The following is an 18,043-nucleotide window of genomic DNA, read 5'->3' as shown; positions in this document are numbered from 1 at the left end:
CAGTTTATTGGTTCAAGGAATTAATTCTATCACTTGGACGGGTGGGCCCGGCGCCATCTGATGGCGCGCCTGCCGCGGCACTTACTGCGGCACAATCAGCACATTGACCGACATCGCTTCGTCGCCGCCGCCGCGCCGCACGCCGCGTACCGGGGCCGCCGCGTCATAGTCGCGCCCGATGGCCAGCCGGCAATAGGCATCCGTCATCAGCCGCGCGTGCGTCACGTCGATGCTGACCCAGCCGCTGTAATCGCGGTCTTCCGCCCAGGCATCCACCCAGGCGTGGCTGGCGGCGTGGCTGGTGCCGCCCGGGTCGATGTAGCCGGACACGTAGCGCGCCGGTATGCCTTGCGCGTGGCAGCAGGCCAGGAAGATGTGCGCGTGGTCCTGGCACACGCCGATGCCGAGCTGCAGCGCGGCGCTGGCGGTGGTGGTCACTTCGGTCGCACCGCTTTGATACTTGACCGCACCAAAGATGTGCTCCGCCAGCCGCATCAGATGCCGCGTCTGCGCCGTGCGGTCCGGCAGGCAGGCGGCGGCCAGCTCCAGGATGCCGGGTGTGGCCTGCGTCAGCCGGGTCGGCACCGTGTAGATCAGCGGCGACAGCGTGTCGCCGTTGGCGATGCGGCCCTCGTCCGGCGTGGTGGTCTCCACCAGCCCGTGCGCCACGATGGCCAGGCCCATGTGCGGCGAATTGATTGTCAGCATATGGGACAGGTTGCCATAGGCATCCGTGTAGCCGTGGATCTGGCCCACCGTGTTCAGGTGCCAGTTCAGCACGTGCTGGTGCGCCTCGGCGCGCGGCGTCAGGTGCAACTGCTGGATCGAATAGGCCTGCGGCGCGGTGTAGCTGTAGCTGGTTTCGTGGCGTATGGACAATTGCATTCGGATCTCCTTGAGTCTTCCTAGGCCGCCAGCGGCACCAGGAAATCGCGGCTGATGCGATTGCCCAGTTCGTATATGCGCTGCAGGAACTCGGTCAGCGTGTCGTGCAGCCCGGCCTGCAGGATGTCGTCGATGCGGCCGAACTGCAGCTCGGCGTGCAGCTTGCCGGCCAGCCGCTCGGTGTCGCGCGACAGGTCGTTGCGCACCTGGTGCAGGTTCTGCACCACCTCGTCCATGCAGGCCAGCAGCGAGCGCGGCATGTCGGCGCGCAGCATCAGCAGTTCGGCCACCCGGGCCGGGGTGATGATGTCGCGGTACACCTTGCGGTAGATCTCGAAGCCGGACACGGAACGCAGCAGCGCCGCCCAGTAATAAAAGTCGCCGTCCTCGGCGTCGCGCGCGCCGTGGAACTTCACGTCCAGGATGCGTGCCGTGTTGTCGGCCCGCTCCAGGAAGGTGCCGAGCCGGATGAAGTGCACCGCGTCGTCGCGCAGCATGGTGCCCAGCGTCACCCCGCGCGACAGGTGGGAGCGGTACTTCACCCACTCGAAGAACTGGCTCGGATCGTGTTCCAGCACGCCGTTGTTCAAGCGCTTCTGCAAGTCCAGCCAGGTCTGGTTCTGGATCTCCCACACCTCGGTGGTCAGCGTGCCGCGCACGGCGCGGGCGTTTTCGCGCGCTTCCTTCAGGCAAGCCGCGATGGATGATGGATTGGACGGGTCGCGCACCATGAAATCGATCACGGCGCGGCCTTCCACCGTGTCGTGCTTGCGGTCGTAGGCTTGCTGCAGCTCGGATATGCCCAGCATGGCGCGCCAGCCCCGGGCGGCGTCCTGCTCGGACTGCGGCAGCATGGACGTCTGCACGTTCACGTCCAGCATGCGGGCGGTGTTTTCGGCGCGCTCGGTATAGCGCGCCATCCAGAACAGGTGGTCGGCGGTGCGGCTCAGCATGGGAGGTCCTTTTCCAGTATCCAGGTGTCTTTGGTGCCGCCGCCCTGCGAGGAGTTCACCACCAGCGAGCCTTCCTGCAGGGCCACGCGCGTCAGCCCGCCCGGCACCATGGAGATGGTTTTCCCGGACAGCACGAAGGGCCGCAAGTCGATATGGCGCGGCGCCACGCCGCTTTCCACGAAGGTGGGGCAGTTGGACAGGGCCAGCGTCGGTTGGGCGATATAGCCGTCCGGCTTGGCAATCAGGCGCCGGCGGAAGTCCGCGATCTGCTCGCGGGTGGAGGCCGGGCCAACCAGCATGCCGTAGCCGCCCGCGCCGTGCACTTCCTTCACCACCAGGTCGGGCAGGTGGGCCAGCGTGTACTGCAAGTCCTCCTTCTTCCGGCACTGGTAGGTCGGTACGTTGTTCAGCACCGGTTCTTCGGACAGGTAGAAGCGGATCATGTCCGGCACGTAGGGATAGATCGATTTGTCGTCGGCCACGCCGGTGCCGATCGCGTTGGCCAGCGTGACGCGCCCGGCGCGGTACACCGACAGCAGGCCGGGCACGCCCAGCGAGGAATCGGGCCGGAAGGCCAGCGGATCGAGGAAGTCGTCGTCCAGGCGCCGGTAGATCACGTCCACCCGCTTGGGACCGTGCGTGGTGCGCATGTAGACGGAATTGTCGGCCACAAACAGGTCCTTGCCCTCCACCAGTTCCACGCCCATCTGCTGCGCCAGGAAAGCGTGCTCGAAGTAGGCCGAGTTGTACATGCCGGGCGTCATGACAACAATGGTGGGGTCGTCCGCGCCCATGGGCGCCACCGAGCGCAGGTTGTCCAGCAGCAGGTCGGGATAATGGTCCACCGGCGCGATCTTGTTGCGGGCAAACAGTTCCGGGAACAGCCGCATCATCATCTTGCGGTCTTCCAGCATGTAGGAGACGCCGGATGGGACCCGCAGGTTATCCTCCAGCACGTAGAATTCGCCCTGGCCGGCGCGCACGATGTCCACCCCGGCGATGTGGGCGTAAATATCGGAGGCCACCGCGATGCCTTGCATCTCCGGACGGTACTGGGCGTTGCGGTAGATCTGCTCGGCGGGAATGATACCGGCCTTGATGATGTTCTGGCCGTGGTAGATGTCGTGGATGAACATGTTCAGCGCCTTGACGCGCTGTACCAGTCCGGTTTGCAGCTGGCGCCATTCGCCGGCCGGGATGATGCGCGGCACGATGTCGAAGGGGATCAGCCGCTCGGTGCCGGCGTCGTCGCCGTAGACGGCGAAGGTGATGCCGACGCGGCGGAACATCAAGTCCGCTTCGGCGCGCTTGCGCTCGATGGTTTCAGGCGCTTGTTGGGCCAGCCAGCGGCAGAATTCGCGGTAATGTTCCCGCACTTCCGATCCGCCGTCCGCATGCATTTCATTAAAGAAGGTAGGCATCTGCTTGTTCCGTGGCTGCGATACGCTTGTAGTATCAAGAAGCGTGCCAGCATTGCAACGAACAGATGCACCGGTTTAGTGCGGTTCCGGCTGCGCGCCGGCTTGTAGCTCGTGGTGCCTACCGCTTCAGGCAGGCGGCAAAGTCTTCCACCGCACCGTAAGCGGGCTGCGCCGGCCGGGCGGCGCCGCACAGGTCGGTCGCCGGCAGCGCCGAGCCCGGCTCCTGCGCCGACGCCGAAGCGCTGCGGCGCGGCACGTCGCCGGCCCAGCCCAGGTCCAGCGCCAGCGCATCCCGGAACAGCGCCCGTTGCGGATGGGAACCGACAAACAGCCGGTTCAGGCTGGTGTCCAGGTTGTCGCCCGCGTGCAGGATGCCGCCACGGTCCGCGCGCAGTCGGCCGTCGATGATATTGCCTTCCACCTGCACACTGCTTTCCGGGAATCGCGCCACGATGCCGGCCGTGTCGATCAGCGTGTTGTGCAGCACCTTGCTGGTGGCGGCGCGGTTCAGGTAGATGCCTTCGTCCGAACATGCAGCAACCACGTTGGACTGGATGACGCCGCCGTCCTGCTCGGTGACGCAGCGCTGGTCGCGGCAGTAGGGCGTACCGGTGCCGCCGCCGCCCAGGGACAAGCCGACCCGCTGGCCCGGGTGGCCGCGCAGCTTGTGCTCGCACAGCACCACGTTGCGTTCGAACAGGTTGCCCGCGCCCGCGCCCTTGGCATAGGCGCCGTAGCTGACGCCGTCGCCGCCGGCCTTGATGAAGTCCGAAATCAGGTTGCCACGGATGATCCAGTTGCTGGCCGCCACCAGGTCGACCGGCGTGACCGGCTGGCCGGTCTGGCGCACCGCACGGTTGGTGAGCGTGTTGAATTCGATAAGCCCGTTGTCCGGCGCGCTGCCGCCCTGCGCGTTGATCTTGAAGTGCGAGTTGAAGTCGCTGATGGTGTTGTTGCGCGCCACGAAGCCGCTGGCGCGGCCCGCTACGTGGAAGGCGTGTTCGCACGCGGCGGCTTCGGCGCAGGCGCCGCGTATGGACAGGTTCTCGAAAGTCCAGTGCGGCCCCGTGACAAGGAAGCCTTCGGTCAGCTTGAATTCGATGGTGACGGTGCCGGGCCGCTCGGCGCGCACGGTGATGGGCCGTTCTTTGCTGCCGGCGGCGCTGGCGGCGACAAAGGGCCCGCTGCCCAAGCTGTACGCGCCGGGCTGCAGCGTGATCACGTCGCCGGCCCGCGCGCCCGCCAGGGCCTGCAGCAGCGCCGCCGGGGTGGCGACCGGTACGCGCTTGCCTGGCGCCGCGTCCGCGGCCTGGCCCGCGCGCAGGCCAGGCTGGGCGCCGACGTTCCAGGCGGGCAGGGCGGGCGCCCCGGCGGCGCCGCCATCCAGCGCGGCCAGCGTGGCGGACAGTTTGCGGCCGGCGCCCTCGATGATGCTGTTGTGTCCGGCGGTGCGGTGCTCCAGGTAGGGCGCAACCTGGCGCGGCGCCATGCCGACCTGGTTGACAACGTACAAGGCGGCAGCGGCTCCGCCGCCAAGGCAGATCAGGCCGATGATGGCCAGCGGGAGAAGCTTGCGTGAAGCTGTGCGGGGCAGTGCGGTCTTGGTGCGGGACATGGGATTCCGTTGAGAGAGGCGGTGGTGGGGAACGGTGCGGATGCGTTTGCGCCGGCCTGGATTGCGCGCAGCCTATTCCATGAGCCGGTACCAGGCCAGGCCTATCCACTCATAGGCGGCGTAGTAGGAAGAGGCCAGCGCGTCCGCGCGTGGCAGGAAGGAGGAGGCCGACACCGGCCCCCATGCGCGGAACATGGTGGGAGCGGCCACCACCTGCAGGCCGGCGCGCTCGAACGTTCGGCGTGCACGGGGCATGTGCATGGCGTCGGTCACCAGCAGCACGGTCCGCACGCCGGCCGGTTTGAGCAGGCGGGCGGAGAATGCGGCGTTCTCCGCAGTGGTAGCGGAGGCGGCCTCCACCCAGCGCACCTCGGTGCGGAAGTCTTCGCGCAGCGCGCGCGCCATGGACTCGGCCTTGGGCGGAATGCCGCGCGCGGGGTCGGCATTGCCCCCGCTGACCAGCAGCGGCAGCCCGGTCTGGTGCTGCAGGCGCGCACCGTAGCGCAGGCGTGCCAGTGCGATGCTGTCCGGACTGTTGCCGCCGTATTCCGGCGCGTGCTCCATATTTCCCGCCGCTAGCACGACGATGGCTTGCGCCAGCGGTTGGCCGGGCGCCAGCGGCGCGCTCATGGTCTCCAGCGGACGCACCAGCAGGCGGGCGCCGGCGTCGGTGCTCAGGACTACCAGCGCGGCCAGGCCGCCGCCTGCCAGCGCCGTGCCGAAGCGCGGCCAACGGCGCCGCAGCAGCCACCCGGCCAGCATCGCAAGGAACAGGCACATCGGCGGCAGCAGGACCACGTGGGCCAGTTGGGAGAGGGCGGAGGCAAACATCTTGGCATTGGAGCAATTGCGCCGCCGAATGTCAAGGTTTGCTTCCGGCGCCGTCCGTGCGCCAGGCCGGCCAGCGCTTGGCGAGCGCGGGATCGAGCTCCATCATCGCGACGAAGCCGGCGGCCGGCGCGCACGAGGCGCCGGTGCGCTGCCCATGGCGATGCGCGGCCGTTACCACCTCGTGGCAAAAGACGAACAGCATCGGCCCCCCGCCGCAGCCAGGCCTCAGGGCAGGGGCGCAGCCGGATAGGCAACCACCTTCTCGAACGACATCTGGTGAACCGAAGAGGCCGCTTACCTAAAGGCGCTCTGCGGTTTCGACGCGAACATTTCGGAGCGGAATTGGGGCAGCGCCGGGGCGCGAAGGTTGTTAAGATTTTCACCGGATTGAACCAAAACGGTGGAGACGACATGGCAGACTTTTGCTACCCGAGGCCGCAGCTCGTGCGCGCCGAATGGACTTGTCTGAATGGCCCCTGGGATTTTTCCTACGATGACCAGCGGCGCTATCGCGGGCCGCAGGACGAGATCGAATGGGAGCGCAGCATCAACGTGCCGTTCCCGCCCGAATCGGACGCCAGCGGCATTGGCGACACCGGCTTTCACCGCGTCTGCTGGTACCGGTTGAGGCTCGATCTGGCCACGCGCGGACCGCGCACGCTGCTGCACTTCGGCGCGGTCGACTACGCGGCCAAGGTCTGGGTCAACGGCGAACTGGTGGCCTGCCACGAGGGCGGGCACACGCCGTTCTACGCCGACATCACCGCCGCGCTGCTGGACGGCGCGGAGCAGGTGGTGATGGTGCGCGCCGAGGACGACCCGGCCGATCTGGCCAAGCCGCGCGGCAAGCAGGACTGGCAGCTGGACCCGCATTCGATCTGGTATCCGCGCACCACCGGCATCTGGCAGACCGTCTGGCTGGAGCCGGTCGGCGCCACCTACATCAAGTCGCTGCGCTGGACGCCGATCTTCGAGGGCTTCGAGATCGGCTGCCAGATCCTGGCGGCCGGCGACCTCACCTCGGGCCTGACGGTGGAAGTAAAGCTGTCGCACGGCGGCAAGCTGCTGGCCGACGACGTCTACATGCTGGTCGGCCAGGAGGCCAACCGCAAGATCGCGCTGTCCGATCCCGGCATCGACGACTCGCGCAACGAGCTGCTGTGGAGCCCCGAAAACCCCATCCTGCTGGACGCCGAGCTGACCTTGCGCTGCGGCGACGCGGAGCTGGACCGGGTGCGCTCCTATACCGCGCTGCGCTCGGTCTCGGTGAACCGCGACCGCTTCATGCTGAACGGCCGGCCTTATCATCTGCGGCTGGTGCTGGACCAGGGCTACTGGCCGGACACCATCATGACCGCCCCGAGCGACGATGCGCTGCGGCGCGACGTGGAGCTGGCCAAGGCCATGGGCTTCAACGGCGTGCGCAAGCACCAGAAAATCGAAGACCCGCGCTACCTGTACTGGGCCGACAAGCTGGGCTTGCTGGTGTGGGAAGAAATGCCGTCCTGCTACGCCTTCAGCCCGCTGGCCGTGACGCGCATGGTGCGCGAGTGGACCGAGGCCATCGAGCGCGACTACAGCCATCCCTGCATCATCGTCTGGGTGGCGTTCAACGAATCGTGGGGCGTGCCCAACCTGACGGCGATGCAGGCGCACCGCAACGCCGTGGAGGCGCTGTACCACATGACGCGCGTGCTCGACGCCACCCGCCCGGTGATCGGCAACGACGGCTGGGAAGCCTCGGCCACCGACCTGCTCGGCATCCACGACTACGACGCCGATCCGCAGCGCATCGCCGCCCGCTACGAGCTGACCGACCCGGTCGCCACCTTGTTCGACCGGCGCCGTCCCGGCGGCCGCATCCTGACGCTGGACGGCTTCCCGCACCGCGGCCAGCCCATCATCCTCACCGAGTTCGGCGGCATCGCTTTCGACCCCAGGGCGCCGGCCCACCATACCTGGGGCTACTCGCGCGCCAACAGCGCCGACGCGTATGAGGCGGCTTACCGCGCGCTGCTGGCGGTGGTCAACGAGCTGCCCATGTTCAGCGGTTTTTGCTACACCCAGTTTGCCGACACCTTCCAGGAAGCCAACGGCCTGCTGAACGCCGACCGCAGTCCCAAGATTGCCATTGAACGCATCAACGCGGCCACCCGCAACGTAGACCGATGAGGCCGCGATGACGATCAGCAGTTCCCCATTCGCCGGTTTCTGGCAGGCCGGCTACGAAGGCGCCGACCATATCAACCACGCCGGCCGCGCGCTGGACATGAACGCCGTCACCGGCCACCTGGAGCGGGCCCGCAGCGACTACGAGCAAGCCCAGCGCCTGGGATTCCGCACCGTGCGCGAATCGATCGGCTGGCGGCTGTGCGAACGCGACGGGCGCCATGATTTCTCGGTGCTGGAAGGCCGCTGCCGCGCCGCGCAGGAACTGGGCCTGCAGGTCAGCTGGACTTTCTGCCACTACGGCATTCCGGACGACCTGGATCTGTTCGGTCCGGACTTCGTGCCGCGCTTTGCCCGCTTCTGCCGCGCCGCCGCCGAGTTCCTCGCCCCGTACGGCGGGCCGCAGCCGGTGTATTCGCCCATCAATGAAATCTCGTTTACCAGCTGGGGCCTGTCGATCCACATGTTCCGCATCAAGAACATGCGCCATCCGGACGCGGGCGGGGAGGGCAAGCGGCAACTGGTGCGCGCCAGCATCGCCGGCTGCGACGCCATCTGGGACGTCACGCCCGGCGCCCGCATCTTGCAGTGCGACCCCATGATCCACGTGATCGCCCCGGCCAACCGGCCCGACTGGGCGGTGCAGGCGGCCGGCTGGCGCGCCTCGCAGTTCGAAGCGCTGGACATGCTGTGCGGCCGCGTGCAGCCGGAACTGGGCGGCGCGCCGCGCTATGTCGACCTCATCGGCGGCAACTACTACCACAGCAACCAGTGGGAAAGCGGGACCAACCTGCGGCTGTGGTGGCACCTGGGCGAGCCGCGCCGGCTGCCGCTGCACTGCATCCTGATGGAGTACCAGCAGCGCTACGGGCGCCCGCTGCTGCTGGCGGAAACCAGCCACGTGGGCAGCGGACGGGGCGCCTGGGCGCGCGAAATGGCCAGCGAGGCGGCGCTGGCCATGCAGCACGGCGTCGACTTCCACGGCATCTGCCTGTATCCGGCCATCGACCGCCCGGACTGGGAGGACGAGAACCACTGGCACCACAGCGGACTGTGGGACCTGGACCGGGACGGCGCCGACCCGCTGGCGCGCGTGCTGGTGCCCGGCTATGCGACTGCGCTGCGGCAGGCCATGCGCGTGACCGGCGCGCTCTGTACAACACCAACCAAGGAGAACAGCATGGAAACCATCATCGTCTTTAGTCACTTGCGCTGGGACTTCGTCTACCAACGGCCCCAGCAACTGCTGACGCGGCTCGCGCAGCACTACAAGGTGCTGTTTGTCGAGGAGCCGTTGCACGATGCTGGTCCCGCCAGGCTGACCAGCTATCAACCCGCGCCCAACATCACCGTGTACCAGCCGCGCACGCCGTCGCTGGCGGCCGGCTTCCACGACGACCAGATTCCGCTGCTGCAGCCGCTGCTGGACAAGCTGGTGCCCGATGGCGAGCAGCCCATCGTCTGGTTCTACACACCGATGGCGTTGCCGCTGCTGGCCAAGCTGCATCCGGCGCGCGTGGTGTACGACTGCATGGACGAACTGTCCGCGTTCAAGAACCCGCCGCGCCAGCTGCTGCAGCGCGAGACGGCGCTGCTGAACCTGGCCGGCGTGGTGTTTACCGGCGGTCCCAGCCTCTATGAAGCCAAGCGCCACCGGCACCCGCACGTGCACTGCTTCCCCAGCAGCGTGGACGTGGTGCACTTCGAGCAGGCGCTGGACCGCAGCAACGGCCACCCGCTGCACCAGGACATCGGGCGGCCGCGGCTCGGCTTCTATGGCGTGCTGGACGAGCGGCTCGATACCGAACTGATCGCCGCGCTGGCCGACGCCCACCCCGAATGGCAGATCGTGCTGGTCGGCCCCATCGTCAAGATCGCGCCGGAAACGCTGCCGCAGCGGCAGAACGTGCACTACCTGGGGCAGCAGCCCTACGCGGCGCTGCCGCACTTCCTGGCCGGATGGGACGTTTGCCTGCTGCCGTTCGCGCTGAACGAGGCCACGCGCTACATCAGCCCTACCAAGGTGCTGGAATACATGGCGGCCGAACTGCCCATCGTCAGCACCGCCATCGCCGACGTGGCGCAGCCATACGGCGGTACGGTGGCCATCGGCCGCAGCCACGCCGAGTTTATTGCGCACTGCGAGGCGGCGCTGGCGCAAACACGGCCGCAGCGCGCCGCCATGGCGGCAGGTATGCGCGCCATCGTAGCGCGGACTTCCTGGGACGCCACCGCCGACGCCATGCGCGCGCTGCTGGGTGCAGCGCCGCCGGGCGGCCAGGGTGCGCGCCCAGGGCAGGCCGGCGCTGCCGCACCAGGCCTTGCGGCTGGCGCGGGAACAGGATCCGGGGCGAGCGCGGCGCCGGCTGCCGGCCAGGGCGAACCGGCCAAGGTCAATCCGCTGCGCGCGCCGAGCCCGGCGCAGCGCTTTGGCGCCGTCATCATCGGCGCCGGTCCGACCGGGCTGTCGGCCGCCTATCATCTGGGAACGGACACCTTGCTGCTGGAGCGTAACGCCACGGTGGGCGGCTGGTGCCGTTCGATTCGCCAGAACGGTTTCACATTCGACCACGCCGGCCACATCATGTTTTCCAACGATCCCTACGTGCTCAGGCTGTACGACACCCTGCTGGGAGACAACCAGCATTGGCAAATGCGCGAAGCATGGATCTACAGCAAGCAGGTGTACACGCGCTACCCGTTCCAGGGTGCGCTGTACGGCCTGCCGTCGGAGGTGATCAAGGAATGTATCGTCGGCGCCATCGAGGCGCGCTACGGCAAAGCCGCCAACGAGGCCGCCTGCCAGGCAGCCGGGGTGGAAGACTGTTGCGCGGACGGCACTGCCGATGCCCTGAACGGCAACCTGCCGGACAACCCGGCGCGCGAACAGCGCACGCGCAGCTTCGAGGAATTCATCCACCAGGTGTGGGGCGCCGGCATCGCGCGCCACTTCGCCATTCCCTACAACCGCAAGCTCTGGACCGTGCCGCTCAGTGACATGGAAACCTCCTGGCTGGGCGGGCGGGTGCCGCTGCCGGACTTGGGCGAGATCATCGACGGCGCGCTGAAGCCGGTGGCGCGTCCGATGGGCCCGAACGCGCGCTTCGGCTATCCGCGCCGGGGCGGCTTCCAGGCGCTGATGGACGGCTTCCTGCCCCATATCCGGGGCAAGCTGGAACTGAACGCGGACGTGGTGCAACTGCTGCCCGGCGAGCGCACCGTGGCGCTGGCCGATGGCCGCCGCTTCCAATACCAGCGCCTGATCAGCACCATGCCGCTGCCGGAACTGGTGCGCCTGATAGGGAGCGAGGCGCCCGAAGCGGTGCGCGCTGCGGCGCGCGGCCTGCGCCACGTCTCGGTGCGCTGTGTCAACATCGGCATCGCGCGCACCGGCGTCACCGACAAGCACTGGATCTACTACCCGGAAGACAGCATCTTCCACCGCATTTTCGTGCAAGGCAATGCCAGCCACGAATGCAATGCGCCCGGCGGTTTCGGCTTTACTTGTGAAATCTCGTACTCGCCCACCAAGCCGCTGCCGGTGGAGGGCGATGCGCTGGTGAGGCGCTGCATCCAGGACTGTATCAAGGTCGGCTTCATGCGGCCGGACGACGAGGTGCTCACGACCAGCTTGGTGGACATGCCCTACGCCTACGTGGTGTACGACCATGCCCGGGCAGCCAACGTGGCCACCGTGCGCGACTGGCTGGAGGGGCAGGGCATCCTGCTGGCCGGGCGCTACAGCGAGTGGGAGTACTACAATTCGGACCACGCCTTCCTGGCCGGCAAACGGGCGGCCGAACAGGCCGGGGCGGAGCTGCAAGCCTCCGGCGGTGGCTTGCATGCCGGAAGCTTGGGCGGCGAGGCGTAAGCGCAGCGGCATGATGGCGGGCGCGCGGCAGCGCTTGTCTACCGCCGCGACCGGTTCTATACTCGCACAGCACATCACGTGCTGCGCGAGGCGACAGGATGACGACGGATTTCGACCGGCTGGTACTGGAACAGGCGCCAGGCGGTGTGGTGGTGGCCAACCGCAAGGGCCAGGTGGTGCACTGGACGCCCGGCGCCGAGCAGTTGTTCGGCTATACGGCGGCGGAAGCGGTAGGCCGCCCGCTGCACGACCTGATCGGCTTGCCGGGCCAGGAGTGGGGCACCCTGCTGCAGGAGCTGGCGCGCAGCGGCGGCGTGTACGACTACGAGTGCCTGCGGCGGCGCAAGGATGGCTCGCCGCTGTTCGTTGACGTGGCCAGCAAGGTCATTTTCGACGACACCGACCGCACCGAGTACATCCTGTGCACCAAAAAAGACATCACGCGCCAGAAGGCGCTGCGCGACGCCAAGCACGTGGAAGCGAAGTTCCGCGATGTGCTCGAATCGACGCCGGACGGCATCATCATGGCCAACTCCACCGGCCTGATCGTGCTGGCCAACTCCCAGGCCGAGCGCCTGTTCGGCTACCAGTCCGGCGAGCTGCGCGGGCTGCCGGTGGAAGTGCTGCTGCCCGCGCGCTACCGGGGCGGCCACGTGGCGCACCGTTCCAATTACTTTTTCCAGCCGCGCCCGCGCACCATGGGCGCCGGTCTGGAACTGTATGGCTTGCGCAAGGACCAGGTTGAATTTCCCGTCGAGATCAGCCTGAGCCCCATCAGCACCGAGGAAGGCACGCTGGTGATGAGCGCCATCCGCGACATCAGCGAGCGGCGCAAGGCGGAGCAGAAGTTCCGCGGCCTGCTGGAATCGGCGCCGGACGCCATCGTCATCGTCAATCGGCAGGGCGAAATCGTGCTGATTAATTCGCAAACCGAGCAGCTGTTCGGCTATGACCGCCGCGACCTGCTGGGCAAGCGCATGGAAGTGCTGATTCCGCAGCGCTTCGCCAGTGGCCATCCGCACTTGCGCACCAGTTTTTTCGACTCGCCGCGGCCACGTTCCATGGGCGCCGGGCTGGAACTGTACGGGCTGCGCCGCGACGGCACCGAGTTTCCCGTCGAGATCAGCCTGAGCCCGCTGGAAACGGAAGGCGAGGTGCTGGTGTCGAGCGCCATCCGCGACATCAGCGAGCGCAAACGCATCGAGCGTACGCTGCACGAACAGAAGCTGGAACTGGAGCGGGCCGGCAAGGCCAAGGACCTGTTCCTGGCCAGCATGTCGCACGAACTGCGCACACCGCTCAACGCCATCCTCGGCTTCACCCAGTTGCTCAATAACGACTCGCTGCCCATCACCGCGCAGCAGCGCAAGACCTTTATGGGGCATATCCTGAAAGCCGGGGAGCACCTGCTCACGCTGATCAATGAAATCCTCGACCTGGCCAAGATCGAATCGGGCACGGTCACCTTCTCGATGGAGCCGGTGGGACTGGGCGAGCTGTTGCAGGAAGCCTACCGCATGGTGGAAGTGGAGGCCAACAAGCGCGGCATCCGCATTATTGTCTCGCCGGTCGACGGCCTGCATGTGCAGGCCGACCGCACGCGGCTCAAGCAAGTCGTGCTGAACCTGCTGTCGAACGCCATCAAGTACAACCGTGAACAAGGGGCGGTGGTGGTCGACTGCGCCGATGCGGGCCCGGGAAGGGTGCGCATGTCGGTGCAGGACACCGGTCCCGGCCTCAGGCCCGACCAGGTCGACGCGCTGTTCCAGCCGTTCAACCGCCTGGGCCAGGAAGGCGGCAGCGAGGAGGGCAGCGGCATCGGCCTGGTGGTGACCAAGCGCCTGGTGGAACTGATGGGCGGCACCATCGGCGTGAGCAGCACCTTCGGTACCGGCAGCGTGTTCTGGATCGAGCTGCCGTTGACGGCCGCGCCGGAAACTGCCCGCGCCGCCATCGCCGCCGCGGCGGCGCTACCGGCGGAGGCTCCGGCGCCGGTGCGCAGCCGCCGGCCCCTGCTGCTTTACGTCGAGGACAATCCCACCAACCTGCGGCTGGTGCAGGAAGTGCTGGGTTTCCGCAACGACCTGGATTTCATGACAGCCGTCGAGGGGCTGACGGGGCTGGACCTGGCGCGCAGGCACCGGCCCGACATCGTGTTGCTGGACATGAACCTGCCCGGCATGAGCGGCCGTGAAATCCAGCGCCAACTGCGGGACGACCCTGCCATGACAGCGACGCCGGTGTTGGCCATCTCGGCCAACGCCATGCGCAACGATATCGACGCCGCGCTGGACGCCGGCTTCTTCCGCTACCTCACCAAACCCATCGACATCGCCGCCCTGCACGATGCGCTCGACGCCGCGCTGGCCGTAGTGCGCACCAACGGTAAAGCACAGGCGGTATAGCATATATAAGCCCGGAGCGCACGACATTGCCGGCCGGCCCCCTACAGTGAAGGGTCGTTCGGATTGATGGGGGAGTGCGGTGAAGGATATCGGGAAGCGCCTGGCGGCGGAGTGCGTGGGCACGGCTTTATTGCTGGCTATTTCATGCAGCACCGGCTTTGCGGCGGCGCGGCTGGCCGGCGGCGATGCGGCGTTGGCCCTGATGCTGGCATCGGCTGTATCCAGCGTCGGCCTGGCGGTGCTGATCCTTGCTTTCGGCCCCGTCTCGGGCGGCCTGTTCAGCCCGGTGCTGACCCTGTCCCAGGCGTGGCGCGGTGGCCTTGCGCTGGAGGAGGCCTTGCCCTACATCGCCGCGCAGACTGCCGGCGCCTTCATAGGCGCGGCGTGCGCGCACGCCATGTTCGACCTGAACTGGCTGGTCGCTTCCACCCAGGTGCGCACCGGCGCCGCGCAATGGCTGGGCGAATTTATCGCCACGTTCGGCCTGCTCGCCGTCTTCATCGGCTGCGGGCGCAGCCGGCCGGTGGTGGCGCCGTTCGCCGTGGCCGGCTACGTGATGGCGGCATGCTGGTTCAGCCCCTCGGCCGCTTTCATGAATCCCGCCATGACGCTGGCGCGCGTGTTCGGCAGCGGCGGCATCCGCCTGGCTGACGCGCCGGCTTACATCCTGGCGCAGCTGGCCGGGGCCGCCGCAGCCACCGCCTTGTTCATCTGGCTGCACAGCACCCGCCGCCGCACCGCCATCTAGCCTGCCGGTCGGCCCCGGGCGCGCTTGCTGCATGCTTAAACATGCACATCGTTTGCATGTTTAAGAAAAACCCGCTATAGTTGAGCCACATTGATAGCGAGACTGATTGTAGAAGAGGGAGCGAACGCCATGAACATCGACAAATTCAAGCATCAGCACGAGGACATCCTCGCCGACATCGCTGCACTGCGCCAGCTGGTACAGGGCGGCATCGAAGCCAACGCGGAGCGCATCGCCGCGCGCATCATCGCCATGAGCGGCAACATCAAGCTGCACCTGGCGGTGGAAGACAAGCTGCTGTACCCGGCGCTGCGCGGCAGCGGGCACGCCGCACTGGCGCGCATGAGCAATCTGTACCAGCTTGAGATGAACGGCATCGTTTCCGCCTACCTGGCGTTCGCAACCACCTGGAATTCCGCCGCCCACCTGCAGGCCGCGCCCGAGAAATTCCGGGCCGATGCCAACACGGTGCTGCGCAAGGTCTACGAACGCATGAAGAAGGAGGACCACGAATTTTACCCGGCCGTGGAAGCGCTCGAAGCCGACCGCCTGGCCGCCTGAACACCAACACCCCAACACCCATACCCCTACTGATAAAGGCTGAATATCATGCTGACTCCGGAACACCGCGCCATCATCACCGCCACCGTGCCTGTCTTGAAAGAGGGCGGCGAAACCCTGACGCGCCACTTTTACCTGAAGCTGTTCAATGATTTCCCGGAAGTGAAACCCTTCTTCAACCAAGCCCACCAGCATGGCGGCACCCAGCAGCGCGCGCTGGCTAACTCCATCCTGATGTATGCCTCGAACATCGAGCGCCTGGAGGAGCTGGGCCCGCTGGTCAACACCATCATCAACAAGCACGCCGCACTGCAAATCCTGCCCGAGCACTATCCCAAGGTGGGCGCCGCGCTGCTTGGCGCGATACGCGAAGTGCTGGGCGCCGAGGTGGCAACCGATGCGGTGATTGAAGCCTGGGCCTCGGCCTACGGCCAGCTGGCCGACATACTGGCCGGGGCGGAAGAGCAGATCTACAAGGCCAACGAGCAAGCCGACGGCGGCTGGCGCGGCGCGCGCGAATTCAAGGTGGCCGCCAAGATCATCGAGAGCGACGAGATCACCTCCTTCGTGTTCGCACCGGCGGACGGCGGCGAAGTGGTGGCCTTCCTGCCGGGCCAGTACATCACCGTGCTGGTGACGGTGGACGGTGAAGAAGCGCGCCGCCAGTATTCCCTGTCGGCCGAGAGCAACGGCGCCACCTACCGCATCAGTGTCAAGCGCGAGCCGGACGGCAAGGTGTCGAACCATCTGCACGACAAGCTGAAAGTTGGCGACAGCATCACGCTGTTCCCGCCGGCCGGCGCGTTCACACTGGCCAAGAGCGACAAACCGCTGGTGTTGATCAGCGGCGGTGTAGGCATCACCCCGACCCTGGCCATGCTCAGCGCTGCCTTGCGCACCGAGCGCCCGGTGCACTTTATCCACGCTGCGCGCCACGCCGGCGTGCATGCGTTCCGCAGCCATATCGACCAGCTGGCCGCACAGCACCCGCAGCTGACGCGCTACTATGTCTATGAACAGGACCACGGCGGCGCCAAGGCCGACGCCACCGGCTACATCGGCAAAGGCCACCTGGCCGACTGGCTGCCCGCTTCGCGCGACGTGGACGCCTACTTCCTCGGCCCCAAGCCGTTCATGAAAGCGATGAAATCGCACTTGCGCGAGCTGGGCGTGCCGGAAGCGCAAACCTACTATGAATTCTTCGGCCCGGCCGAAGCGCTGCAGTAAGTTCGGCGGTGGCCGCGCGCCAGTATAGCTGGGCCAGCAGGCGCGCGGCTCACACAATGTCACAATCATGACAAAATAAAAATATAGTCCTAACGTTAACTGTGCGCGCCGCGCATGGGGGTAGGATGGCGCTCGCGCGCGCATCCGATCAACGACGTTCAAGGACAATATAATGCAAATAATCAACAAGCTACGGCCACTGCTCCTGGCGCTGGCTGCGGCCCTGCCGGCGCTGGCCCAGGCCGACATCCAGTACGCCATTACCCGCCTGGTACTGCCAGGCGACGGCGGTTCGCCTACCTCAATTAACAATTCAGGTGTCGTCGCGGGCGGCTACTACTCCTACGCGGACATGGGCACGCGCGCCTTCCTTTGGTCCAGCGGCAATTTCACGCTGCTGCCGGCCACCGGGGTGCAAGGCGAATACTTCACCGAGATCAACCAGCATGGCGCCGCCGCCATGGTGCGCGGCGAGCTCGATGTCAGCCGGGGCCACGCCTACCGCTACCAGGACGGCGAACTGACCCGGCTGGGCAGCCTGAAGCCCTACGCCACCACGCGCGCGCTGGGCTTGAATAATAATGGCGCCATCGTGGGCGACTCCGGCCTGGAAGCCGACACCTGGAGCACCGATGCGGCGCGCCATGCCACCCATTACAAGGACGGCATACTCACCGACCTTGGCACGCTGGGCGGCAGGAACAGCGTTGCGGAGTCGGTAAACGACGCCGGCGTCATCGTCGGCAAGAGCCAGACCGCCGGCGGCGGAAGCGAGCACGCTTTCATCTATGTGAACGGGCAGATGACTGACCTGGGCACGCTGGGCGGCGGCTACAGCGCCGCCTATGGCATCAACAACGTCGGCCAGATCGTCGGTAGTTCGGTCAATGCGAACGGCCAGCAGAACGCCTTCTTCTATCATAACGGCGCGATGACCGACCTGGGCTGGCTGGGGTCCAACAGCTACGCGCGCGCCGTCAATGAACACGGGCAGGCGGTGGTTGGCCAATCGGGCGGCGGCGGCTGGCTGTACAGCGGCGGCGCGATGCACAACCTGAGCACGCTCATCGACCCGGCTTCAGGGTTGACGATTCAGGACGTCACCGACATCAATGACCTCGGCCAGATCGTTGGCTCGGCCTGCAACTCGTTCGGCGAGTGCAGCGGCGTGCTGCTCACGCCCGTGCCCGAACCGGAAACCTACGGCATGATGCTGGCCGGCCTCGGTGTGCTTGGCTACGCGGCGCGGCGCCGCAAACCGAAGGGCAGGGCGCTGTAATCGCAGCGGGCCGTGGCGGCATTTGTGTGCGCACGGCCCTGTGGTAAAGTGCGCAGCTTGCTGTGTCACTGGAGTTTT

The 18,043-nt window shown here is 66.9% G+C and carries 13 protein-coding genes; 7 read left to right on the top strand and 6 right to left on the bottom strand.

What is annotated here, in order from left to right; all coding sequences use genetic code 11:
• Nucleotides 1-81: 81 nt before the first annotated feature.
• The 6 genes from ASD15_RS19235 to ASD15_RS32430 form a co-directional block, all read right to left on the bottom strand.
• On the bottom strand, nt 82-885 hold the full coding sequence (locus ASD15_RS19235; protein WP_057156618.1) for a transglutaminase family protein: 804 nt from the start codon (nt 883-885) through the stop codon (nt 82-84).
• A gap of 20 nt (nt 886-905) precedes the next feature.
• Nucleotides 906-1,838, bottom strand: a complete 933-nt coding sequence (locus tag ASD15_RS19230; protein WP_057156617.1) for an alpha-E domain-containing protein — start codon at nt 1,836-1,838, stop codon at nt 906-908.
• Entirely contained in the window at nt 1,832-3,259 is a 1,428-nt protein-coding gene (locus ASD15_RS19225) for a circularly permuted type 2 ATP-grasp protein (RefSeq protein WP_057156616.1), read from the bottom strand. The genes ASD15_RS19230 and ASD15_RS19225 overlap by 7 nt, the downstream gene beginning before the upstream one ends.
• A 118-nt stretch (nt 3,260-3,377) precedes the next feature.
• The gene (locus ASD15_RS19220; protein WP_057156615.1) at nt 3,378-4,874 is read right to left on the bottom strand and encodes a right-handed parallel beta-helix repeat-containing protein; all 1,497 of its coding nucleotides are present in this window, start codon (nt 4,872-4,874) and stop codon (nt 3,378-3,380) included.
• A 72-nt stretch (nt 4,875-4,946) separates the two neighbouring features.
• A complete protein-coding gene (locus tag ASD15_RS19215) occupies nt 4,947-5,705 on the bottom strand; it encodes a YdcF family protein (protein ID WP_057156614.1) in 759 nt (252 codons plus the stop codon).
• 31 nt (nt 5,706-5,736) lie between these two features.
• A complete protein-coding gene (locus ASD15_RS32430; RefSeq protein WP_157201018.1) occupies nt 5,737-5,907 on the bottom strand; it encodes a hypothetical protein in 171 nt (56 codons plus the stop codon).
• Between the two features lie 209 nt (nt 5,908-6,116).
• On the opposite strand from ASD15_RS32430, the gene ASD15_RS19210 reads away from it, so the two are divergent.
• The 7 genes from ASD15_RS19210 (at nt 6,117) to ASD15_RS19180 (ending at nt 17,965) form a co-directional block, all read left to right on the top strand.
• Nucleotides 6,117-7,877 carry a glycoside hydrolase family 2 protein gene (locus tag ASD15_RS19210; protein WP_057156613.1) on the top strand — a complete coding sequence of 587 codons (1,761 nt, stop codon included), beginning with the start codon at nt 6,117-6,119 and terminating at the stop codon, nt 7,875-7,877.
• 7 nt (nt 7,878-7,884) lie between these two features.
• The gene (locus ASD15_RS19205) at nt 7,885-11,745 is read left to right on the top strand and encodes an NAD(P)-binding protein (protein ID WP_057156612.1); all 3,861 of its coding nucleotides are present in this window, start codon (nt 7,885-7,887) and stop codon (nt 11,743-11,745) included.
• A 98-nt stretch (nt 11,746-11,843) separates the two neighbouring features.
• Nucleotides 11,844-14,150 (top strand): PAS domain S-box protein, encoded by a 2,307-nt coding sequence (locus tag ASD15_RS19200; protein ID WP_082551953.1) that lies wholly within the window; start codon nt 11,844-11,846, stop codon nt 14,148-14,150.
• A gap of 79 nt (nt 14,151-14,229) precedes the next feature.
• Nucleotides 14,230-14,898 (top strand): aquaporin, encoded by a 669-nt coding sequence (locus ASD15_RS19195; RefSeq protein WP_229418261.1) that lies wholly within the window; start codon nt 14,230-14,232, stop codon nt 14,896-14,898.
• A gap of 129 nt (nt 14,899-15,027) precedes the next feature.
• A complete protein-coding gene (locus ASD15_RS19190) occupies nt 15,028-15,459 on the top strand; it encodes a hemerythrin domain-containing protein (RefSeq protein ID WP_057156611.1) in 432 nt (143 codons plus the stop codon).
• 48 nt (nt 15,460-15,507) lie between these two features.
• The gene (gene hmpA, locus ASD15_RS19185; RefSeq protein ID WP_057156610.1) at nt 15,508-16,686 is read left to right on the top strand and encodes an NO-inducible flavohemoprotein; all 1,179 of its coding nucleotides are present in this window, start codon (nt 15,508-15,510) and stop codon (nt 16,684-16,686) included.
• A gap of 172 nt (nt 16,687-16,858) precedes the next feature.
• Nucleotides 16,859-17,965, top strand: coding sequence for an FxDxF family PEP-CTERM protein (locus ASD15_RS19180; RefSeq protein WP_057156609.1), 1,107 nt, complete (start codon nt 16,859-16,861; stop codon nt 17,963-17,965).
• Nucleotides 17,966-18,043 lie beyond the last annotated feature (78 nt).

This window comes from Massilia sp. Root351 (assembly GCF_001425045.1).
Taxonomy (GTDB): domain Bacteria; phylum Pseudomonadota; class Gammaproteobacteria; order Burkholderiales; family Burkholderiaceae_D; genus Rugamonas.
Note: the sequence above shows the minus strand (reverse complement) of the source record. Positions and strands in the feature narration are given on the sequence as shown.